This is a genomic window from Porphyromonas sp. KLE 1280 (genome assembly GCF_000700805.1).
Taxonomy (GTDB): domain Bacteria; phylum Bacteroidota; class Bacteroidia; order Bacteroidales; family Porphyromonadaceae; genus Porphyromonas; species Porphyromonas pasteri.
In genome coordinates, this window is record NZ_KL362962.1 from 446,448 (window position 1) to 469,689 (window position 23,242).

Here is a 23,242-nt window from a genome sequence, read left to right on the forward strand (position 1 = left end):
TTAGTTAGCAAGCTCCGAGAGGAACTTGATGCGTACTAAGCGGACTTCATCTTCGGAGTAATCGCTACCGAGCTCGGTGAGCGCTTCATTGATATCATCAGTTGTCGACTCCTTGAAGTATTCGTAGATATCTTCAATACGATCTTCGTCGATGACCTCTTCGATGAAGTAGTTGATATTAATACGGGTACCCGAGTAGACAATAGCTTCGACCTCACTGATGAGTACATCGAAGTCAAGACCAAGAGCAATCGCGATATCGTCCAGAGCCACCTTGCGGTCGATCTGCTGGATGATATTGATCTTGAGCTTGGACTTGTCGGGGCGAGTACGTACACGGATGTCAGCGGGGCGCTCAATGTCATTCTCCTCAACATGGCGGCGAATGACCTCTAGGAATTTCTGACCATAGCGCGCAGCCTTGCCGGCACCGACACCAGGGATGTTCTGAAGCTCATCCATAGTGATGGGGTAGAAGGTTGCCATCGCTTCGAGTGAGGTGTCCTGGAAGATGACGTAGGGAGGGACATTATTCTGCTGCCCCATCTTCTTCCGAAGATCCTTCATTATAGCGAAGAGAACGGGGTCCGTTGACTCTCCAGAACCACCAGTCCCTCCACTAGCTGGCTGATCCTCAGTCTCCTCATCGGAGTCAGTGATCTTGAAGCTCGTTGGCTTCTTGAGGAACTTTTTCCCTGCGGGAGTGAGCTTCAGGAGTCCGTAGTTCTCTACATCCTTCTTCAGGTAGCCTGCGATGAGTGCCTGACGAATGACTGTCGTCCACGTGGATTCCTCATGATCTTGACCTGATCCGAAGCACTCGAGTTCCTCATGATGGAAGGACTCAATGTCGGAGTTGGTATCTCCACGGAGTACTGCGATGACGTAGTCAGCATTGAACTTCTCCTTGAGGCTGCTGACGACCTCAAGAAGGTTTACAAGCAATTCTTTAGCTTCCACTTTAGTTTTAGGTACTAAACAATTATCACAGCTACCGCAGTTCTCTGCCTCATAGCGCTCGCCGAAGTAGTTGAGGAGGAAGGACCGACGACAGATGCTGGTCTCAGCATAGTCGGCAGTCTCGCGGAGAAGAGCTCGGGCGATCTCCTGATCAGCGACGGACTTGCCTTTGGTGAAGCGCTCAAGCTTCTCCAAATCATCGTGATCATAATAGGCGATACATACACCCTCACCTCCATCACGTCCGGCGCGCCCTGTCTCTTGGTAGTATCCCTCAAGACTCTTGGGCATGTCGAAGTGTATGACGTAGCGTACGTCTGGCTTATCTATCCCCATACCAAAAGCGATCGTGGCTACTATGACCTCTGCTCGCTCTTCGATAAAGGCATCTTGATTCTCTGCTCGCTCCTTGGCATCCAATCCTGCATGATAGGGAAGTGCCTTGATCCCATTGGCCTGAAGGACCTCAGTGAGATTCATCACCTGGGTACGGCGCATGCAATAAACGATCCCGCTTTTCTTCGGATTGGACAATATGTAGCGTACGATATCCCGCTCTGATTCCGCCGTCTTCGGGTGGATACGATAGAGTAGGTTAGGGCGATTGAAGGAGCTTTGGAAGACCGCTGCTGACTCCATCCCCAAGTTCTTCATGATGTCATGCTGTACCTTGGGGGTAGCTGTGGCTGTGAGGGCCATAATGGGGCGGTCAGCGATCTCGGTGACGATGGCGCGTATCCGACGATATTCGGGTCGGAAGTCATGTCCCCACTCAGATATACAGTGGGCTTCGTCTACGGCGTAGAACGAGATCGGGATCTCCTGCAGAAGCTTGATGTTCTCCTTCTTATGTAGAGACTCGGGAGCTACATAGAGTAGCTTGGTCCGGCCCTGACGTACATCCTCCTTCACCTCCTCCAGTCGAGTACGAGAGAGAGAAGAGTTGAGGAAGTGAGCGACGGTATCCTCTTCACAGAAGCCTCGCACGGCATCGACCTGATTCTTCATCAAGGCGATCAGTGGGGAGATAATCACTGCTGTCCCAGGCATGAGAAGGGCTGGGAGTTGATAACAGAGGCTCTTCCCGCCACCTGTAGGCATCAGGACAAAGGTATCTTGACCAGCAAGAATACTCTCGATGATCTCCTGCTGATTCCCTTTAAACTGGTCGAAGCCAAAGTGCTTCTTTAGTCCTTCCTTGAGGTTGATCCCGTCCATGGCCATACGCTTCGTGATTACTTGGAGTCTACTTGAGGGTAGAGATTAAGCTGCGACTGCGATATTCTATAACACGGAATGATATATCTTCTTAGTGTGCTCTCACGCTTTGGGGTCAGTATACCTCCTTAGTGGGAGAGCCATCCTTGGCGAGCTGTTGCTCGACGAAGGTAGCATCGACGACGAACTCTGTCACACCCTGTGAGGGGAGCTCATACATCGGCTCGACCATTACCTGCTCCATGATGGCACGAAGCCCACGGGCGCCGAGCTTCTGCTCCATGGTCTTTGATACCACCAGGTCAAGAGCTTCGTCGGTGAAGGTAAGGCGAATCCCATCAAGCTCGAAGATCTTGGTGTACTGGCGTACCAGTGCATTCTTCGGCTCGGTGAGGATCATACGTAGTGTGTCACGATGCAGAGGGTGCAGATAGGTGATGATCGGCAGTCGTCCGATGATCTCTGGGATGAGACCGAAGCTCTTGAGGTCACGAGCGTCTACATAGCGCAGAAGCTCCTCTTCTTCACGCTTAGAGAGCTTAGCACCAGGGCTGTTATACCCGACGACGCGTGTATTGAGACGATGAGCGATCTTACGCTCAATACCGTCAAAGGCTCCGGCACAGATGAAGAGAATCTGCTTGGTATCTACCTGAATCATCTTCTGGTCTGGATGCTTACGACCACCTTGAGGGGGGACGTTCACGATAGATCCCTCGAGAAGCTTCAGAAGCCCCTGCTGGACTCCTTCGCCACTGACATCACGAGTGATGGAGGGATTGTCTCCCTTACGAGCGATCTTATCGATCTCATCGATGAAGACGATCCCACGCTCTGCGGCTGTGACATCATAGTCGGCGACCTGGAGGAGGCGAGTGAGAAGGCTCTCAATATCCTCACCTACGTAACCAGCCTGTGTCAATACCGTAGCATCAACGATAGTGAAAGGTACGTGAAGGAGGCGAGCTATGGTCTTTGCCAAAAGTGTCTTACCCGTCCCTGTGGGGCCGAGCATGAGGATGTTGCTCTTCTCGATCTCTACGCCATCCGTCTCGGCACTTGGCTGAGCGAGGCGCTTGTAGTGGTTGTATACGGCGACCGAGAGATAGCGCTTGGCCTCATCTTGGCCGACGACATAGCCGTCAAGGAACTCTTTTATCTCACGTGGTTTGGGGAGATCCTTGAGCTCCTTCTGAGCAGCTTCTTCATATGCCTTTGCTTCGGCACCAGAGAGCTCTTCGAGGAGCTGGTGTCCTCGGTAGATGCACTCTGGACAGATATGAGAGTTGATCCCCTCAAGGAGGCCTCCAGTCTCTTCTTCTGTCCTACCGCAGAAGCTGCATTGTTTCTGTTGCTTCTTTGCCATCTACTTCTCTGTACGGGTGAGAACACGGTCGACCATCCCATAAGCCTGAGCTTCAGTGGCGGTCATCCAATAGTCGCGGTCGCTATCGCGCTGTATCGTTTCGAAGGGCTGTCCCGAGTGCTCAGAGAGGATCGTGTAGAGTTCCTCCTTGACCTTGAGGATCTCACGAGCTGCGATCTCAAGGTCGCTGGCCTGCCCTTGCATGCCTCCGAGGGGCTGATGGATCATCACGCGAGAGTGGGGAAGGGCAAAGCGCTTCCCCTTGGTCCCTGCGACGAGTAGCACAGAGGCCATTGAGGCAGCCATACCAGTGCAAATCGTAGAGACGTCACAGCCGATGTACTGCATCGTGTCGTATATCCCGTAGCCCGCATATACTGAGCCACCAGGGGAGTTGATATAGATGGATATATCCTTGCCTGGCTCGCTGCTATCGAGGAAGAGGAGCTGGGCTTGTATGACATTAGCCGTATAGTCGTTGATCTGCGTCCCGAGGAAGATGATGCGGTCCATCATCAGTCGAGAGAAGACGTCCATCTGTGCGACGTTCATAGGGCGTTCCTCAATGATCGTCGGAGAGATGTAGCTACTCTGCACTTGCATATAGCTATCAAGTGCAAGGGAATTCATCCCCAAGTGACCTACGGCAAACTTCTTGAATTCGTTCATTTCTATTCTAGTAGTAATAGGGCCTTCTATCCATATTACGGCTCTATATAACAAAGGTATAAATAATTCTGAAATAGCCTAAGGAAATATAAAGCTCTACTTAGCGATAGAATAGGCTGATCTTGCAGCTGAAAGTACACTCTACTGATAGCTCCAAGAAAGTCGATACCTAATAGGAGAGTGCCATCGCTATATAGCGGATATCCTGATAGAAGAGGGAGCGATGTGCAGACTCACTTTCATCAAGACCTATTTCAATAGTGGTTGGTGCTATGAACCACTATTGGTCCTTATGCTGACCTCTATTGGTTGCTACTCCTCTCCTCTATAAGAGACCATATATAGGTACATGAGTGCGTGGGGTAGAGCTATATAGGATGGCGAAGAAAGCTATATAGCTTTGTGAAGTGACCTATATTAGGCTATTGCTCCGCGTAGGGATAAAAAGCTGTGGACGAGTGGCAGATAAGTTTGGACTACGTACGTAGCTCTAATATCTACGTACGTGGATATTTGGATTGACCTGCCTGGTCTTTAAGACTACGTACATAGACAGAGGAAACCCACTACATGAAGGCGCTTTTTTCTTCACGAGAAGGGTACTTTTTCCTCCACTGGACAAGAGGAATACTCGCGATGGGGCGAAGGGCTTGCGTACCACTTCGGAGAGGCATGTCGGGGAGCTGGGCGTGCGATGCCTTAGCTCAATGAATAGAGACTCCTATAAGTCTACTTATGACTCGACGTAAGTACTATTATTTCAGTGATTTATTATACAGGGAGAATGGACACGTTTGTTGCGGCCTGTACACTAATAGTCCCTCTCAAAACGACACCGTCCCGAGAGCAATGACTCTCGGGACGGTGATATAGGTAGCTGAAGAAGCGGGTTCTTCTAAGTGCTATCGCTTCCAGAAGTGTGGGGTAAGGATGCCTATTACGGTAAAGACTTCAAGACGACCCGCCAGCATAAGGAAGCATAATACCCCTTTAGAAAAAGCCCCTGCGCCTGCGACACTATTAGCATATTCACCAATCCCTGGACCAGAGTTACTCACAGCTGAGCAGGCAATACTGATGCTCGAGACGAAGCCATTATTATCAAGCATCAGAAGCATGGATCCGACAAAGATTAAGCCTACATAGAGGACACAGAAGGCGAGAATCTGGTGTACCACGCTTACGCTAAGCTGACGACCATTCATCAAGACAGGGGTGAGCAGGTGGGGGTGTATTTGCTTCTTGAACTCATTATAGAGGTTCTTGATCAATACCAAGAAGCGTGAGGCCTTCAACCCACCCGAAGTAGATCCTGCACAGCCGTTGACGAACATCAAGAGTAGGGCAATCATCCAGAAGAAGGGCCCCCACAGTGTAATCTCCGCTGTGGAATATCCTGTACTTGATCCCAAGGTAAGTACCTCAAAGAGCGCATGACGGATATTTCCCTCCATGGTAGGATACTCTCCTTGTAGACTAATCCAAATGGTGGTAATGACTGTAGCGCCAAGAATGAAAATCGTGAAGAAGCGCATCTCCTCATCCTTGAATAAGCGCATTGGTTTGCCTGTCACAGCGAAGTAGACCAGAGTAAGATTGAGGCTACCTATGTACATGAAGAGGGAGAGGACATACTCCGTATAGGAGGAGTCAAAGGCTGCGACACTTTCATCGCGGGTCGAATAGCCCCCTGTCGAAATGCAAGTGAGCGCATGACAAACAGCATCAAAGAGATTCATCGGACCCACCCAAAGTAGGAGGATTAGCACAACGGTCTCTGCCAGATAGATAGCCCAAAGACGCTTAGCGACATCCGAGATACGTGGTAGGAAGCGGTCGTGTGTGATCCCTGTAGTCTCGGCATTGTAAATCTGACTTGCCCCACCGCCGAAGATGGGTAAGAGTGCGACTGTGAAGACCACAATACCGACACCTCCCTGCCACTGTGTGAGGCTACGCCAGAGGTGGACTGAGTGCGGTAATCCTTCCACCTTCGCAAAGACCGTGGCTCCCGTAGTTGTAAAGCCCGAGATCGTTTCAAAGAAGGCGTCCAAAGGAGAGGCCAATGCTCCCGTCAGCAAGAAGGGAAGCATCCCAATAGCAGAGAGGAGAAGCCACACCGATGTCACGGCAAGCATACCTTCACGGCGTGAGGCTCGCTTCTTATGTAACTTACGGCCTTGGTGCAGAAGGAGTGCACCGACGAAGAAGAATACTCCGATAGCGATGATCCATGGGGTGGGAGACTCTTGATAGAGCAGTGCTGCCATGAGGACAATGAGCATCACTGCCCCTTCGACGAAGCACATCATCCCGAGGATACGGCTAATGAATCGGAAGTTTATCGAGTGCATGGGATGGTCGGCTGGGGGCTACTAAAAGAGCTCCTTGAGCGTATTGATCGTGAGGTCGTGATAGAAGATCACGACATGGTCATAGGGCTCGAAGACGGTATTCCCATCGATCATACAGGGACGGCCATTGCGCATCATCCCCCCGAAGGTCATGTTTGTGGGGAGCTTCAGGTCGCTAATGCGGCGCCCCACGATATGGGAGTCACGACGAGCGACGAGCTCAATAACTTCTGCATTATTGACCAAGGAGAGACAGGTCACTTGTCCCGTATCCTGCCCAAGGAGTGTACGGTAGATATAGCCTGCAGCAAGGAGCTTCTTGTTGATCAGTGTACCGACATCGAGACGATAGGCAAGCGGGATATAATCAATATTCTCCTCCTTTGCCACCGTCTTATAGACGTTGTAGCGCTTGGCTGCGAGACAAGCCAAGACGTTCGTCTCGGAGTTTTCTGTCAGAGCAATGAAGACTTGGGATTCTTCCAGATTTACTTCATCGACAATCTCTGGGTCACGACCATCGCCGTGGTAGATCTCGACGTTGTGAGGAAGCTCCTGCGAGAGACGTAGGCACTTATCCTTATCAATATCGATGAGTGCCACCTGAATGTCTTCCGAAATTTTCGAGATGGTACGTAGTGCTACGGGGCTGGCTCCCATGATGACAACACGCTCGATCTTCGGCGCTTTCTTACCCGAGAGCTTGCGAACGAGATCAATATGATCTACGTCACAGGTGAAGAAGACGAGGTCATTGTGCTCAATGCGGGTATTCCCGCGTGGGATAAGCGTATCAAAATCGCGCTTTATAGCTACGACGTGGAAGTACTTCCCATCGTCACCCGGGAGAAGCGTCTTTAAGTCTTTCAGATAGTGCCCTACGATGGGGGCACCATTGCGAACCTTCACACCGACGAGCGCCAGTGCACCATTGAAGAGCGTGACGTACTGACGTGCCCAGGGGTACTCGATGATCGAACCAATCTCGCGAGCAGCGAGCTCCTCGGGATAGATCATAGAGTCTACACCAAGCTCCTCCATGAGGATGTTGTATTCACTCTCGAGGTACTCTGGGTTGTTGATGCGAGCAATGGTATGACGAGCTCCTACTCGCTTAGCAAGCATACATGCCATGACGTTGGTCGCTTCGTCGGGAGTAACCCCGACGAAGAGGTCTGCTCCAGCTACATGAGCACGCTCGAGATCAGAGAGTAGGGTAGGACTCCCCTCGATAGGTAGGACCTCTAGATGGTGACTGGCTCGCTCAAGCTTCTTGCCATCTTGATCCATCAAGACGATGTTTTGCTCCTCGTTGGAGAGCATCTTGGCCAAGTGCGTGCCGACTTCTCCGGCTCCTGCGATGACTATTCTCATGGTGTCGTTATCCTTCTACCTTAGTGCCAAGGAGTGCCTTTGCGGCATCATAAATAGAGTCTTCATCTAAGCCACAATAGCGCTTCTGCTCGGCTGGTGTACCATGAGAGATGAACTCATCGGGCAAACCAAGCGTCTTGATACGCCCCTTGTAGCCCGCTTCCATAGCCAGCTGCAGTATAGCTGAGCCGACGCCACCACTGAGGCAGCCTTCTTCTATGACAAGGAGGTCAGGTACGGAGGCAAAGAGCTTACGCAGACACTCTTCGTCGAGAGGCTTGGCAAAGACCAAGTCAACATGTGCTACACTGTGACCCTCTGCTTGTAGGCGCTCTACAACTCTCGCTACTGAGACACCTATGGGCCCCAGTGATAGGACGGCCAATGATGAGCCTTCTCGTAGTATGCGAGCCTTTGCAAAAGGATAGTGCTCCATAGGCTGCTTCCAGTCTACGACAGAGCCGGCACCACGAGGATAACGGATAGCAATAGGCCCCGACCAGTCGAAGCAAGCCGAGTACATCAGGTGACGGAGCTGTATCTCATCATATGGGGAGCAGACAGCCATTCCTGGGATTGTACGTAGGTATGCTATGTCGAATGCTCCCTGATGCGTAGCGCCATCTTCTCCCACCAAGCCAGCACGATCCAAGCAGAAGACCACATGGCTCTCCGTCAAAGCAACGTCATGAATGAGCTGGTCATAAGCTCGCTGCATGAAGGTCGAGTAGATGTTACACACGGGGATGAAGCCCTCAGCAGCCATACCCGAGGAGAAGGTCACGGCGTGCTCCTCGGCAATCCCTACGTCAAAGGAGCGCTTGGGATACTTCTCCATCATGTAGGTCATGGAGCAGCCCGTAGGCATAGCAGGCGTTACTGATACGATACGCTCATCCATATCTGCCAGCTCAACTAAGGTCTCACCAAAGACATCTTGGAACTTTGGTGGCTGAGGCGTCGCTGAAGTCGAGCTGATGCGTTCGCCCGTCTTCGGGTCAAACTTCCCAGGAGCGTGCCAGATCGTGGGTTCTTTCTCTGCTGGAGCATAGCCCTTGCCTTTCATCGTGCTGATATGCAGTAGGCGAGGCCCCTTCATATCACGGATATCCTGGAGGATCTGTACAAGATGGACGACATCGTGCCCATCCGTTGGCCCCAGATAGCGAATACTGAAGCTATCAAAGAAGTTCGTCTGCCCTGAGAGTAGCGCCTTGATGCGGTTGTTAAAGCGCTGCAGGTCCTTATACTGATCCTCATGAACGATATTGAGCTTGCGCAGCATGCGGTACATATCATAGCGCATGCTATTGTACGTGGGATTGGTCAGCAAGTTGACCATATGACGATTGAGCCCACCGACATTCTTGTCGATAGACATGTTGTTATCGTTCAGTATGATCAGCAGGTTGTTTGGGAAGGAAGAGGCATTGTTCAGCCCTTCGAATGCCATGCCACCGCTCATAGCGCCGTCTCCAATGAAGGCGACGACACGTCGACTCTCATCCTTGAGAGCTGCTGCTACAGCCATACCCAGAGCTGCTGATATGGAGTTGGACGCATGCCCTGCAGCAAAGGTGTCGTACTCGCTCTCCGAGGGGATGGGGAAGCCAGCTAGACCTCCCCAAGTACGGAGCGTGTGGAAGTCACGACGACGTCCTGTGAGGATCTTGTGTACGTAGGCTTGGTGCCCGACGTCCCAGACGATGCGGTCTTCGGGAGTATCAAAGACGTAATGCATCGCCACGGTGATCTCTACGGCACCGAGGTTGGCGCCGAGATGCCCTGGTATCACGGAGAGAGTAGAGAGCATGAAGCGACGGATCTCCGCACAGAGCTCTGGGAGCTGATCGGGTCGGAGCCGTCTTAGATCATGCGGAGTCTCTATCCCATCCAGAAGGGGGTAGATCTGCTCTTGCGTAGTGCTATCTGGCATGATGATCGATGGGTTAGTGCTGAGCTGAGAGGTGGCTGATCAGCGCATTGAGCGTAAGCTTCTCTTGCTGTCCGCTCTGCATATCCTTGAGGGTAAAGGTACTCGTAGTACGTTCTTCCTCACCCACCAGTACGACGAAGGGGATCTTGAGGCTATCAGCATAGCTCATCTGCTTCTTCATCTTCACGGGCTCTGGATAGATCTCAGAGCGGATCCCTTCTCGGCGTAGGCGTGCTACGATAGGCATCAGGTAGGCAGCATCCTCTTCGCTGAAGTTCGCAAAGAGGACTTGGGTACCGACCTCTGCTTCGCTTGGGAAGAGTCCCAGTTCCAAGAGGACATCATAGATACGGTCGGCGCCGAAGGAGATACCGACACCACTAAGGCCGTCAAGCCCGAAGATACCGGTAAGGTTGTCGTAGCGACCACCTCCCGAGATACTGCCCATGGCAGCATCGAGTGCCTTTACTTCAAGGATGGCTCCTGTATAGTAGGACAGGCCGCGGGCTAAGCTCAAGTCCACCACAAGCTCAGCCTTGAGGTCAAGACGATCGATATGGTCAAGGATGTACTCCAGCTCTTCGATACCCTTCTGCCCCTCTTCGGAGGTGGCTAAGAGTTCCTTAAGCTGTGTGAGCTTCTCACGATTGCTCCCTGAGAGAGCCAGGAAGGGGCGAAGCTTGGATAGCTCATCCTCCGTGAAGCCCTTACTACACAGCTCATCAAAGACCTTTTTTTCGCCGATCTTCTCAAGCTTATCGATAGCCGTCGTGATGTCAATTAGGCGATCACCTCGGCCCGTAGCCTCTGCGATCCCTGCGAGGATCTTACGATTATTAAGTAGGATGCGTACACGCAAGCCGAAGCGACGGAAGACCTCGTCGATGATCTCCAGGAGCTCGACTTCGTTAATCAGTGAGGTTGATCCGATGACGTCAGCATCACACTGATAGAACTCTCTATAGCGACCCTTCTGCGGGCGATCAGCACGCCATACCGGCTGTATCTGGTAGCGACGGAAGGGGAGTGTAAGCTCGGAGCGGTGCATGACGACATAGCGTGCGAAGGGTACGGTAAGATCATAGCGAAGGCCCTTCTCACAAGCCTTATTGGCAAAGTGAATAGCATTGCGCTCCAAGAGTTCCTCATCAGAGAGATCACGGAGAGCATCACCCGAATTGAGCACCTTGAAGAGGAGACGGTCACCCTCTTCTCCATACTTACCGAGGAGGGTAGAGAGCTGCTCCATCGTAGGAGTCTCTATTTGGCGGTAGCCGTAGAGCGCATACACCTGGCGGATGGTGTCAAAGATATAATTGCGACGAGCCATCTCTACGGGGCCAAAGTCTCGCATGCCCTTCGGTATCGTTGGTTTCTGCATCTTCTTATGTAGATATTCTGTGATATTTCTTTACTGTGGCCTCACCCTCTGCGCTGTAGGAGGTGAAGCGTTGTGTCATATTCATTCTTCTCATCCCGTGGGAAAGTCTCGCTTGCTGTCTCGCTCCATTCTGAAGGATCAAGCTCGGGGAAGAAGACCTCGGCATCGGGGAAGGTAGCTTGGACACGAGTCAGGTAGATCCGATCGGTATGAGGTAGGAGCTGGCGGTAGATCTCTCCGCCTCCGATGATGAAGACCTCTTCATCTGATTCACAAGCCTTCAATGCCTCCTTTATCGTAGGATAAACCTCTACCCCCTCGCGAGCGGTTAGACTACGACTGACGACGATGTTACGTCGGTTGGGTAGGGGACCACGAGGCAGTGAGTCGAAGGTCTTACGCCCCATGAGAATAGTGTGCCCAGTCGTGAGCTCTTTGAAGCGCTTGAGGTCGGCAGGTAGATGCCAAAGGAGGTCATTCCCACGGCCGATAGCTCCGTCTAATGCAATGGCGACGACGATAGAGAGTATCATACTACGATGAATTATACCGAGACCTTACCTGCGATGTGGGGATGAGGATCGTAGTCAAGGAGCTCGAAGTCCTCGTAGCGGAAGTCCTCCAGTCGTGTGATCTCAGGATTGAGACGAAGTCGGGGAAGAGGGCGTGGCTCACGAGTGAGCTGAAGCTCCACCTGCTCCATGTGATCTCGGTAGATATGGACGTCACCGAAGCTATGGACGAAATCACCCACCTCAAGCCCTGTAACCTGAGCGATCATGTGGAGGAGGAGAGCATACGAAGCAATGTTGAATGGGACCCCGAGGAAGACGTCAGCACTACGCTGATAGAGCTGGAGGCTCAGGCGTCCATCAGCCACATAGAACTGCATCAAGCAGTGGCAAGGCGCCAACGCCATCTCATCAATCTGCGCCACATTCCACGCAGAGACGATCATGCGACGGCTTGTCGGATCACGGCGGAGCTGGTCGATGATCTGCTGGATCTGGTCAATATGCCCTCCTTGATAGTCTGGCCAGGAGCGCCACTGATAGCCGTAGATCGGCCCAAGAGAGCCATCTTCACGTGCCCACTCATTCCATATACGCACGCCATGCTCCTGCAGGTACTGAACATTAGTATCCCCACGTAGGAACCATAAGAGCTCGTATATGATGCTCTTCAGGTGTAGCTTTTTCGTCGTCAAAAGCGGGAAGCCCTGACTTAGATCAAAGCGCATCTGATAGCCGAAGGTGCTGAGCGTCCCCGTACCTGTACGGTCGCCCTTGAGATGTCCCTCGGAGAGGATATGACGGAGCAGATCCTGATATTGCTTCATATTCTATAATGATATAGGTGCACAAAGATACACAATAGACCTCAGTTAGCCTGCTTTCGAGCTGAGGGTTATAGAGCTTCCTTATCAAAATCACCTCCTATTTACGACCATTGCGCGAGGCCATCTCTTCACAGCTTACACTTTCCTCCTTCGAACTTCTCAGCCTACGACTCCGATTGTCGAGGAAAGAAGGTACGAGCAACGAAGAGGTGGCTTGCGCAATGGTCTCTATAGGTATATGAGTGCGTGGGTAGAGCTATATAGCTTTGTGAAGTGACCGCTATTAGGTTGTTACTCCGCGTAGGGATAAAAGTTATGGACGAGTGATAGGAAAGTTTGGGCTACGTATGTAGCTCTAATATCCACATACGTGGATATTTGGATTTACGTGCTTGGTCTTTAAGACTACGTGCATAGACTGAGGAAAACCACTACGTGAAGGCGCTTTTTTCTTCCCGAGAAGGACACTTTTCCCTCCGCTGGATAAGAGGAATACGCGCGATAAGGCGAAGGGCTTGCCTGACCACTTCGGAGAGGCATATCGGGGAGCTGGGCGTGCGATGCCTTAACGCTTTAAATAGAGGACTGGACTCGCGGCAACAGTCTCTATTTGCAAGTCGTATTGAAGTAGAGTCGACCAGCAAACGGCTATTGCTCTGTCGTTGAACAGCTATTGCTTTTCGGGTAAGCGACCATTGTTGCAGCTTTGTACTCACGACTGTTTCGCATACACGCACGCTCTGGTGGCAATGCTGTACTCAGTAGGGGAGAGTGCGATCAAGATACGTACACTTTGATGCGGTTGCCCTGGAAGAGTTTCCTCATCGATCAGTACTGGTAGCTTTTAGGAGCAATAGCTGGGAGATAAAAATCAGCATACAAGTGCGTAACGAGCTCTCCGCCAAATATTATACGTTTTTCAGGTAATACTTTTTGCCTACCTTTGCCGACACCCCCTCGATATCACACTTGTGGGGGAATGCATAAATACTATTGAAAATGAAGAAGATTCTGATGACTGTAGCTCTCGCAGCTACCGCGCTTGTCTCCGCACAGGCTCAGTCGGAGTTCAAGCCCCTCGCAGGGAGCGTGACGACCGACTTCTCTCTCTTTGCTAATGGGATTTTCAACCAGACTGAATCACCCGTAGCTCTCGGCTCACACGCTGGTATCAACGCTGGTCTCATCAAGGGCCGCTACTTCCTCCAGGACAACATCGCTCTGCGCCTTTCTCTGGGTCTGAACAACAGCTCCAGCACGCAGAAGACGACTGACCCCGTGACCGAAGCTACCACGAAGAGCAACGTCTTCACCTTCGGCCTTGGTCTCGAACACCACTTCGGTGGCACGGATCGCCTCTCTCCCTATATCGGTGCTGAGCTCTTCCTCGGTTCTGCTACGGGCTCTATGAAGAGCGTCAACAGCGCAGCAACTACCATCTCAAAGAATGCTCCTCGCTTCGTCTTCGGTGGTGACCTCCTCCTCGGTGCAGACTACTACGTCGCTCCTCACGTCTACCTCGGTGTAGAAGCTGGTCTGGAACTTCTCCATGCTTCTACCGGTAAGACCTCTACGACGGTAACGCCTGCAGGTGGTACAGCTACGACGAACGAATCTAAGTCAACGGCCTCTACTGGTGGCTTCGCTACCGATGTCAAGGCTGGCTTCAAGGTAGGTTTCGTCTTCTAAGCGAACTCCCATACAAGCTCTTAGGGTAACTCTTAAGAGTAAAAGAAAATCCCCCTAAGGTCTCACCGACCTTAGGGGGATTTCTATTTAGCGCTCTTCTTTAGAGAGGGAGCGTCTTGGAGCGAAGCCAAGCTGCTTCGTCGCTGCTAAGTAGGGGAGCGATCGTCTGATAGACTCGTTCCTGATAAGCATCGTACCAAGCGATTTCCTCTGCTGTGAGGAGATCCTTACGGACAAGCTGATTGTCAAGGTAGCACAGAGTCACCGTCTCGAAGCCGAAGAAGCGACCAAACTCAGTCTCTTCACGTAGCTCCGTGATGACGAGGTTCTCAATACGAATACCATACTTACCCGAGCGGTAGAGCCCTGGCTCATTGCTGGTGATCATACCGAGTTCGAGAGGTGTGGGATTGACTTCCATGCGGATGTTCTGCGGCCCTTCGTGGACGTTGAGGAAGAAGCCTACACCGTGCCCCGTACCGTGTCCATAGTTCAGGCCCTGCTGCCAGAGTGCATGGCGAGCAAGGATATCAAGCTGGCTACCACGCGTCCCTTCGAGGTACTGCACCAGAGCGAGCTGAATGTGGCCCTTCAAGACGAGCGTGTAGTCCGTACGGAGCTCTTCCGAAGGAGCGCTGAGCGCTACCGTGCGCGTGATATCCGTAGTCCCATCGATATACTGGCCGCCACTATCAAGAAGGAGCACACCCTCTGGACGTACTGTAGCAGCCGTGTCTTTCTGCGCGCTGTAGTGGACGATAGCCCCATTGCCGAGGTAGCCACAGATCGTGCCGAAGCTGTCACCGTAGAACTTATCATCCTTAGCGCGGAACTCATTGAGACGGATACCCAGCTCGTACTCTGTATAAGTTTCACCACGTCCCAGAGCTTCCTCCAGCCACTTGAAGAAGCGGGTCAGAGAAGCGCCATCGCGTGCCATGACCTTACGGAGGCAAGCGATCTCAGTCCCGTTCTTGATAGCCTTGAGCTGAGTCAGAGCTGAGACTCCCTCGATCTTACGGCAGTGCGCTGGGATCAGAGAATAGATGTGATAGGTGATACGCTTGGTATCGACCAAGAGGCGGACTTCAGCAGGGAGTGCTGCGATGAAGCTATCCAGCTCCGTGTAGCCCTTAAGGGTGACACCATTGGCCGTGAGGTAAGAGCGAACTTCCTCTGGCACCTTAGCAGGGTCTACGAAGATGACAGCTTCCTTCTCGCCGATGTAGCCAAAGCCTACGGCTACGGGATTGAAGGAAACATCATTGCCTCGTACATTGAAGACCCACGCTAGCTCATCGATCATCGTGATGATCGTAGCATTGGCGCCCTGAGCACGGAGTTTAGCACGAACTGCCTCGATGCGTTCCTTGGCACTAGCGCCTGAGTATTCCTCGGGGTGAAGGAAGAGCGGCTGGTCGGGGAGAGCGGGACGGTCTGCCCAAACATGCTCGATAAGATCTTGCGTGAGACGATACTCGATACCGTAGACAGCAAGCTTACGCTCAGTATCATCAGCTTCAGCGAAGGAGAGGCAAGCGCCATCAGCTCCGACGACTGCCCCAGCAGGGAGCTCAGAGGCGAGGAAGCCTTCTATAGTGGGGACGCCAGGGACGCCCATCTTGAAGAGCTCGATAGAAGAGTCCTTCAGCTGCTCGCCTGCCTGCAGGAAGTAGCGGGAGTCGGTCCATAGACCGGCCTTATCTAAGGTCACAACGACGGTGCCAGCAGAGCCATTGAAGCCGCTGATCCATGCACGACTCTTGAAGCGATCAGGCGTGTATTCGCTGAGATGTGCGTCTGAAGAAGGGATGATGTAGGCCGAGAGACCTGCTGCCTTCATCTCCTTGCGGAGTAGCGCTAAGCGCTCGATGATTGTAGACATACGCTTATAGGTTTATGTGAGAAACAGGGTAGGGTTAGGCGGGATTCTGATGCTCCGTACGGAGGAGGTCATTGACTTCCTTCACGGGATTGAAGGTATCGAGAGGTACTTCGACAAAGGCGGTATTCCAGTCATGCATAGCTCCATTCCATAGTCCAGGGAGCTCAAGAGCCAGGAGCTCACGACCGCTGAGGCTCTTATGTGAGATGAAGGCGGTCTTGGGATTGACAAACTTCGTCAAGTCAAAGGGCTGGCCCTTATAGTCACGTATGGAGCAGACAAGGTCTACGGGATTGAAGTATCCTCCAGCCTCGAAGAAGGCACGTTGTCCAGCATCCTCCATATCGATCTGCGAGCTCTCAAGGATCTGCAGAGAACTGCTGCCGTCATGCTCACGGACGATGAAGGGGCCACCACCGGGCTCACCTTGGTTGCGCACCATACCGCAGACGCGTATGGGGCGATTGAGGCGACCTTGGATCCATTTGATGGTACTACTATCCTCCTTATCCAAATCTTCAGGCACCGTAATGGATAATTGCCCCTCGAGGAAGCCGAGGATTTCCTCGATCTGTGCGTGTGAAGGCTTACCTTTTTCTAAGAGGGTGAGGTAGCTGAAGATCTGCCGTCTCAGTGCGATGAGTACGCCTCCGAGGAACTTCTTATACATGATCGTCGTGCCCTTATAGGGATCGGGAACCACGTTGTCAATGTTCTTGATGAAGACCACATCGGTAGGGAGCTTCCCAAGGTTATGGATCAAGGCACCATGCCCACCTGGGCGGAAGAGTAGGTGACCTGTATCCGTACGGAAGAGCTCTCCATCAGGTGTCAATGCCAACGTGTCTGTAGAAGGGAGCTGTTCGCTGAAGCTGATGTCATAGCGCACGCCATAGAGGTCCTCATAGATAGGCTGGAGCGAATGAATAAGAGCTTCAAAGTCTTTGCGGTGTTCGGGAGAAACAGTGAAGTGCAGGCGTACCATCCCCTCACGATCACGGGCATAGAGTGCCCCCTCGACAAGGTGTTCCTCTGCCGAAGTACGCGGGGCTTCCTTATAGTTATGGAAGAGAAGTAGTGCCTTAGGTTTGCTACCATAACCCAGCCCCTTAGGAAGTAGAAGGTTCTCTACAATAGCCTTATACTCCCCAGCTGCGATGAGCTTAGGGATGCTCTTCCAGTTATTACGGAGACAAGCTTCGTTGAGGCGCTCATAGAAAGCAAACTGATTGATGTGGCTAAAGAAGCGCTCTTCCTCAGGCTTCTCAGGAGCTGTATAAGGAGCTTCGAGAAAGTTGTAGAGCATCTTGAACATGCGTGAAGCAGCTCCTGATGCTGGCACCATCTTGTAGACCGAAGCCTTACCTGAGAGAAGATACTCTTCCCAGAGGTCCATATAGCGTGCTTCTTCACTGGCCTCTACGCGCAGGATACCCTGCTCAAGGGAAGCTGATGCCAAGATCTCCAAATAAGGGAATCCCTTGCGGATCTCCTCTACTTGATGAGCTGCCGCCTCAGGAGTAATGCCACGAGCTGAGAGTTCTTCGAGGTCTTGTGGGGTGAATAGTCCGTTGTCCATAGGTAGTAGTATGTGTAGTGTGTTAGTTACTTCGTCTTTGTATAGCCCAGAGAAGGGAGGATCGTGAGGAGCTTCTGGCGCTGATCTCCCTGTATGATGATCTCACCATCCTTGGCCGATCCACCGACACCACAACGCTGACGTAGTGTCTTGCCCAAGGCCTCAAGATCAACTGAGCTACCGATAAAGCCTGTAATGAGCGTCACCTCCTTACCTCCACGCTGCTTCTTTGAGAGCGAGAGACGGAGGCGCTGCTCAGCGGCTGGTAGCGTCTCTGGTTCAGCTACCTCGGCTGTTGTGTATTCAAAGTCTGGGTTGGTGCTGTAGAGCACCCCCAAGCGATTCTTCCAGTCCGACATAGTTGCTATACCATGGGTGAGACATCAAGTGAGAAGCCTACGGGCAGGAAGGCTGACACATCCCCTCCATAGTGTAGGAGCTCACGTACAACTGTTGAGCTGATGTGTGTGAAGCGCTGGGAGGCTGGGAGAAGTACCGTCTCCATATCGGCGATGTGACGATTGAGGTCTGCCAGCGTACGCTCGTATTCCATATCCGTACTACTACGGACACCTCTAAGTAGGGCTCCGACCTGAAGCTCCTGAGCCAGAGATACAGTTAGTCCTGTGTAAGTCAAGACGCGCACACGAGGCTCATCTGCATAGTAACGAGAGATCTGCTGCAGGCGCTCCTCTGCAGAGAAGAGGTTGCGCTTCGCATCGTTAGTCCCGATCCCCACGATGACTTCATCAAAGAGACATAGGCCACGTGCCACGATGTCGGCGTGACCACGGGTAAAGGGATCAAAGGATCCTGCGTAGAGGGCAGTGCGTTTCATGTGCGTCATCGGGGAGGTCTATCGCTGTGTCAAATCAATGATTTCCTCAGGAGCAGGTGTGAGGTTCTCTATACCCGTCTCTGTAACAAGATAGGTATTCTCTATGCCAACAGCTCCAATATGGGGGAGGACAAACTTGGGCTCAAAGGCGATGATCATACCTGGCTGCAAGGTATCCTTACTGCGCCCCATCAGTACGGGGAGCTCATTGATCTGTAGGCCCAAGCCATGACCAACGAACTGCGCTTGTAGCTCTGTCCCCATAAAGTAGGGCCCCGCACCAGCTTCCTCTACTATGCGCAGACTCTCATTGTAGAGATCGGCACACGACGTCCCAGGGGCTGCTTTCTGCATCACCTGACGATGAATTTCAAGGCTGAGTTCGTGCAGGCGATAGGCCTCATCTGATAGGCGGCCAATAGAATAGGTACGCGTCATATCGGTGCAGTAGACCCCATAGTTCCCCGCCATGTCGATCATCACAGCTTGTCCCTCACGAAGAGGAGTCCCATTAGATCCTAAGGGGAGTGCCTGACTACCTGCTCCACCGAGAGCGAAGTCATAGGGGGAAGGAGCGCCTGCATTATCACCTGTAAGCAGGCTCCCCATATAGATCTCCATCGCTGAGCCGAAGCAGCGAAAGATACCAATAGATCCTCTACGACGCATCTCCCGCTCGATCTCGATCTGTAGATCTCGATCGGTCATCCCATCTCGGTAGAGAGAAGGGATCGTAGCATAGGTAGCGATATGATGACGCGCTCCCTCACGGATCTGCTCCAGCTCCAGAGGTGTCTTTACCATACGTGCTTCACGTAGGAGAGCTGTCGCATTATGTAGATCCGCCTTAGGGAAAAGCTTACGCTGTCGCTGGATATCAGAGTAGCTCTGCTCATCGAGTTCTAAAGCCACCGAACGGAGGGCAGCAGTGTCTATATGCTCTGCGATCTGTTCGATCTTTCGCACATAGTGTACCGTGGCACTCTCGGGATGAAGCTGTGGACGGCGGATAAAGAACTGTGCTTCTCCCTCACGAGGGATGAAAGCAAGACCAGCGAATACCTCTCCGCAGACGTAGAGGAGGTTGACATTAGAGACCACAACGAGAGCCTCAATACCCTGACGCTGAAGAAGCGACTGGAGCTTAGCTACACGAAGACGATAGTCTGGCTGGAGAAATTCCATTGTGTATCGGAGAATAGAGGGCTAATTAAAATGGGGTTTCATTGGATGGGAGTGGTCCGCTCATAGGGTCAAAGCCTGCATCAAATCCAGAGCCTGAGGGTGCAAGGGGATCAGCTGAAGCATCGGCTCCACGGGTACCTCTACCGAGGCGTCCACCACGAGCACGCTTCTCATCAGCACCCAGCTGGGAGAGTTCGCCCTTCGGAGCAAAGCGAGCATAGTCCGCCTTGAAGGCTAGACGCACATCACCGACAGGACCATTACGGTGCTTGGCGATGATAAACTCACCTACCCCACGCAGGTCCTCCCCTGTCTCTGGATCGCTGTAGATCTTGTAGTACTCAGGGCGATGAATGAAGCATACGATGTCGGCATCCTGCTCGATAGCACCTGACTCACGAAGGTCTGAGAGCTGTGGACGCTTGCTATTGGCATCACCTCCCTGCAGACGATTCTCTACGCCACGGTTGAGCTGCGAAAGGGCGATGATGGGGATGTTCAGTTCCTTGGCCAGCATCTTCAGCGAACGTGAGATGGTACTGACCTCCTGCTCACGGTTGCCGAAGCTCATACCACTGGCATTCATCAGCTGGAGGTAGTCAATGATGATGATCTTGACCTGATGCTCACGGACAAGGCGACGCGCCTTGGTACGTAGCTCAAAGACCGAGAGTGATGGGGTATCATTGATGTAGAGTGGGGCGCCCTCAAGCGTACCGATACGGTTGTTGAGGCGTGTCCACTCTTCTTCATTGAGGCGACCACTCTTGATCTTCTGCCCATCGATCTCACAGACGTTGGAGAGGAAACGCTTGACGAGCTGTACGGCACTCATTTCGAGGTTGAAGAGCGCGACAGGTATCTTGTTATCAACTGCCATATACTTTGCCATAGATACGACGAAGGCCGTCTTACCCATAGCTGGACGGGCAGCGATAATGATAAGGTCAGAGTTCTGCCAGCCTGAAGTCATCTGGTCAATGTCTCCAAAACCAGTCGTCAACCCGCTGATCCCTTCCTCTCGGTTTGCCGCTATCTGCATTTCGTTGATAGCACCCTTGACGAGGGGATTGATAGGTACGAAGTCGCGAGTCGAATTCTGCTGAGCGATCTCGAAGAGCGAGCCTTCCGCCTGCTGGATCTGCTCCTGCACATCGATAACATCCTCATAGGCACCTTTAAGCGTAGAGGTTGCCATACCGATGAGGCGGCGACTGAGCGCCTTGTTGTAGAGCACCTCAGCGTGAGCCTCCAGGCTACCTGTAGACATCACCTTGGTTGTCAGACCTGCGATGTAGGCTGCATCACCGATCTCCTCGAGGACGCCCATACGACGTAGTTCCTCGGTTACGGTGAGCATATCGATGGGCTGCTGAGCCATAGCCAGCGTCACCATCGCAGTATAGATCAGCTCGTGAGCCTTGACGTAGAAGGTCTCAGGGCGGAGCTTCTCACTGACACGCGCATAGGCATCCTTCTCAAGGAGGATTGCTCCGAGGACAGCCTCTTCGAAGTCTGGAGCCTGAGGTGGGATGCGCCCATCCAGCTCCATCGGTACGACGAGGCTGGGCTTCTTGCTGCTACGCTTCTTTGCCGTTTCTGTGGCCATGGTTGTCTGTGATTGGCTTAGTCAAGCTTGAGGACTGCGAGGAAGGCCTTCTGAGGCACCTCGACCGTACCGATCTGCTTCATGCGCTTCTTACCCTCCTTCTGCTTCTCTAGGAGCTTACGCTTACGAGAGACGTCACCACCATAGCACTTAGCAGTCACGTCCTTACGCACAGCCTTGATGGTCTCACGAGCGATGACCTTAGCGCCGATAGCAGCCTGGATAGCGATGTCGAACTGCTGACGTGGGATGAGCTCCTTGAGCTTCTCACACATGCGGCGTCCGAAAGCTACGCTGTTATCGACGTGAGTCAGTGTCGAGAGAGCGTCCACAGGGTCTCCATTGAGTAGGATATCAAGCTTGGCGAGCTTCGAGGGACGGAAGTCGCTGATGTGGTAGTCGAAGGAAGCATAGCCCTTCGATACGCTCTTCAGCTTGTCGTAGAAGTCGATGACGATCTCACCCAAGGGCAGGTCAAAGAAGATCTCGATACGGTCGCCCGAGATGTACTCCTGCTTGATGAGCTGCCCACGCTTACCGAGGCAGAGCGTCATGATAGGCCCGATGTAGGCGGTATTTGTGATGACCGATGCACGGATATAGGGCTCCTCGATGTGGTCAATCGTCGTGATGTCTGGAAGCCCCGAGGGGTTATGTACCTCCTTGCAGACTCCCTTCTTGTCGTAGACCTTGTAGGATACGTTGGGGACGGTCGTGATGACGTTCATACCGAACTCTCGGTCGAGTCGCTCCTGAATGATCTCCATATGCAGGAGCCCAAGGAAGCCGCAACGGAAGCCGAAGCCAAGAGCGATGGAGCTCTCTGGCTGGAAGGTCAGCGAAGCATCATTCAGCTGGAGCTTCTCCAGCGAAGCACGGAGGTTCTCAAAGTCTTCGCTCTCGATAGGGTAGAGCCCTGCGAAGACCATGGGCTTCACTTCCTCAAAGCCAGCGATAGCTTCCGAAGCGCCGCCATTGACATGCGTGATGGTATCCCCGACCTTAACCTCACGGCTCGTCTTGATACCCGAGATGATATAGCCGACGTCCCCCGTAGAGACCTCCTTGCGTGGCTCCATGTCGAGGCGCAGTACGCCGACTTCATCAGCGTCATACTCCTTGCCCGTAGCGATGAACTTCACGTGGTCTCCCTTACGGATCTTACCATTCACCACCTTGAAGTAAGCGATGATACCGCGGAAGGGGTTGAAGACCGAGTCAAAGATCAAGCACTGCAGCGGTCCTTCGGGATCGCCCTTAGGAGCAGGGATACGCTCGACGATCGCACGGAGGATGTCATCGACCCCCAAGCCCGTCTTACCGCTGGCCCGGATGATCTCCTCACGCTTGCAGCCAAGGAGCTCGATGATCTGATCCTCGACCTCTTCGGGCATAGCGCTTGGCAGGTCGACCTTATTGATGATAGGTATGATCTCGAGGTCATGCTCGAGAGCCATATAGAGATTGGAAATCGTCTGTGCCTGAATACCCTGAGCTGCGTCGACGATAAGCAGTGCGCCTTCGCAGGCAGCGATGGAGCGGGAGACTTCGTAGGAGAAGTCCACGTGTCCTGGGGTATCAATCAGATTGAGTACGTAGTCCTCGCCATCGAGCTCGTAGTTCATCTGGATGGCGTGGCTCTTAATGGTGATCCCGCGCTCGCGCTCGAGATCCATATTATCGAGTACCTGCTCCTGAAGATCCTTCCCAGAGACGGTCTGTGTCGTCTCCAGCAGGCGGTCAGCCAGGGTACTCTTCCCATGGTCAATATGGGCTATAATGCAAAAGTTACGTATATGCTTCATCTTGATTACAAAGATACTACTAAGACGGGGAAATAGCCCTATACTTAGGCACATC

At 52.6% G+C, this 23,242-nt stretch carries 17 protein-coding genes; 1 reads left to right on the forward strand and 16 read right to left on the reverse strand.

Translation table 11 applies throughout. From position 1 onward, the window contains the following. The 9 genes from recQ to HMPREF1121_RS01785 all read right to left on the reverse strand — a co-directional run bounded on the left by recQ (window position 1) and on the right by HMPREF1121_RS01785 (window position 12,597). Window positions 1–2,184, reverse strand: coding sequence for a DNA helicase RecQ (gene recQ / locus HMPREF1121_RS01745; protein ID WP_044114388.1), 2,184 nt, complete (start codon window positions 2,182–2,184; stop codon window positions 1–3). Between the two features lie 109 nt (window positions 2,185–2,293). Beyond that, on the reverse strand, window positions 2,294–3,544 hold the full coding sequence (gene clpX / locus HMPREF1121_RS01750; RefSeq protein WP_044114389.1) for an ATP-dependent Clp protease ATP-binding subunit ClpX: 1,251 nt from the start codon (window positions 3,542–3,544) through the stop codon (window positions 2,294–2,296). Beyond that, window positions 3,545–4,213 carry an ATP-dependent Clp endopeptidase proteolytic subunit ClpP gene (gene clpP, locus HMPREF1121_RS01755; RefSeq protein ID WP_009433051.1) on the reverse strand — a complete coding sequence of 223 codons (669 nt, stop codon included), beginning with the start codon at window positions 4,211–4,213 and terminating at the stop codon, window positions 3,545–3,547. Between the two features lie 902 nt (window positions 4,214–5,115). Beyond that, window positions 5,116–6,567, reverse strand: a complete 1,452-nt coding sequence (locus HMPREF1121_RS01760) for a TrkH family potassium uptake protein (RefSeq protein ID WP_084151897.1) — start codon at window positions 6,565–6,567, stop codon at window positions 5,116–5,118. A gap of 21 nt (window positions 6,568–6,588) precedes the next feature. Beyond that, window positions 6,589–7,941 (reverse strand): Trk system potassium transporter TrkA, encoded by a 1,353-nt coding sequence (gene trkA / locus HMPREF1121_RS01765; protein WP_044114391.1) that lies wholly within the window; start codon window positions 7,939–7,941, stop codon window positions 6,589–6,591. A 7-nt stretch (window positions 7,942–7,948) separates the two neighbouring features. Continuing rightward, window positions 7,949–9,877 carry a 1-deoxy-D-xylulose-5-phosphate synthase gene (gene dxs / locus HMPREF1121_RS01770; protein ID WP_044114392.1) on the reverse strand — a complete coding sequence of 643 codons (1,929 nt, stop codon included), beginning with the start codon at window positions 9,875–9,877 and terminating at the stop codon, window positions 7,949–7,951. Between the two features lie 13 nt (window positions 9,878–9,890). Beyond that, entirely contained in the window at window positions 9,891–11,258 is a 1,368-nt protein-coding gene (gene hisS, locus HMPREF1121_RS01775; RefSeq protein ID WP_044114393.1) for a histidine--tRNA ligase, read from the reverse strand. A 41-nt stretch (window positions 11,259–11,299) separates the two neighbouring features. Next, window positions 11,300–11,788 (reverse strand): dihydrofolate reductase, encoded by a 489-nt coding sequence (locus HMPREF1121_RS01780; protein WP_044114727.1) that lies wholly within the window; start codon window positions 11,786–11,788, stop codon window positions 11,300–11,302. Window positions 11,789–11,802: 14 nt separating this feature from the next. After that, window positions 11,803–12,597, reverse strand: coding sequence for a thymidylate synthase (locus HMPREF1121_RS01785; RefSeq protein WP_044114394.1), 795 nt, complete (start codon window positions 12,595–12,597; stop codon window positions 11,803–11,805). A 999-nt stretch (window positions 12,598–13,596) separates the two neighbouring features. On the opposite strand from HMPREF1121_RS01785, the gene HMPREF1121_RS01790 reads away from it, so the two are divergent. Further along, a complete protein-coding gene (locus tag HMPREF1121_RS01790) occupies window positions 13,597–14,286 on the forward strand; it encodes an outer membrane beta-barrel protein (RefSeq protein ID WP_044114395.1) in 690 nt (229 codons plus the stop codon). A 100-nt stretch (window positions 14,287–14,386) separates the two neighbouring features. Here HMPREF1121_RS01790 and HMPREF1121_RS01795 read toward each other — a convergent pair whose 3' ends face one another. Genes HMPREF1121_RS01795 through lepA form a run of 7 tightly spaced genes read right to left on the reverse strand, consistent with a single transcriptional unit; the run spans window position 14,387 to window position 23,187 of the window. Next, a complete protein-coding gene (locus HMPREF1121_RS01795) occupies window positions 14,387–16,171 on the reverse strand; it encodes an aminopeptidase P family protein (protein WP_044114396.1) in 1,785 nt (594 codons plus the stop codon). Between the two features lie 34 nt (window positions 16,172–16,205). Then, the gene (locus HMPREF1121_RS01800) at window positions 16,206–17,750 is read right to left on the reverse strand and encodes a DUF4301 family protein (protein WP_044114397.1); all 1,545 of its coding nucleotides are present in this window, start codon (window positions 17,748–17,750) and stop codon (window positions 16,206–16,208) included. Between the two features lie 26 nt (window positions 17,751–17,776). Continuing rightward, the gene (locus HMPREF1121_RS01805; protein ID WP_044114398.1) at window positions 17,777–18,109 is read right to left on the reverse strand and encodes a translation initiation factor; all 333 of its coding nucleotides are present in this window, start codon (window positions 18,107–18,109) and stop codon (window positions 17,777–17,779) included. A gap of 5 nt (window positions 18,110–18,114) precedes the next feature. Further along, window positions 18,115–18,588 (reverse strand): pantetheine-phosphate adenylyltransferase, encoded by a 474-nt coding sequence (coaD, locus tag HMPREF1121_RS01810; protein WP_198019151.1) that lies wholly within the window; start codon window positions 18,586–18,588, stop codon window positions 18,115–18,117. Between the two features lie 18 nt (window positions 18,589–18,606). Further along, on the reverse strand, window positions 18,607–19,773 hold the full coding sequence (locus HMPREF1121_RS01815; protein ID WP_044114400.1) for a M24 family metallopeptidase: 1,167 nt from the start codon (window positions 19,771–19,773) through the stop codon (window positions 18,607–18,609). Window positions 19,774–19,798: 25 nt separating this feature from the next. Continuing rightward, window positions 19,799–21,382, reverse strand: a complete 1,584-nt coding sequence (gene dnaB, locus HMPREF1121_RS01820; protein ID WP_044114401.1) for a replicative DNA helicase — start codon at window positions 21,380–21,382, stop codon at window positions 19,799–19,801. A gap of 17 nt (window positions 21,383–21,399) precedes the next feature. After that, window positions 21,400–23,187, reverse strand: a complete 1,788-nt coding sequence (gene lepA, locus HMPREF1121_RS01825) for a translation elongation factor 4 (RefSeq protein ID WP_044114402.1) — start codon at window positions 23,185–23,187, stop codon at window positions 21,400–21,402. Window positions 23,188–23,242 lie beyond the last annotated feature (55 nt).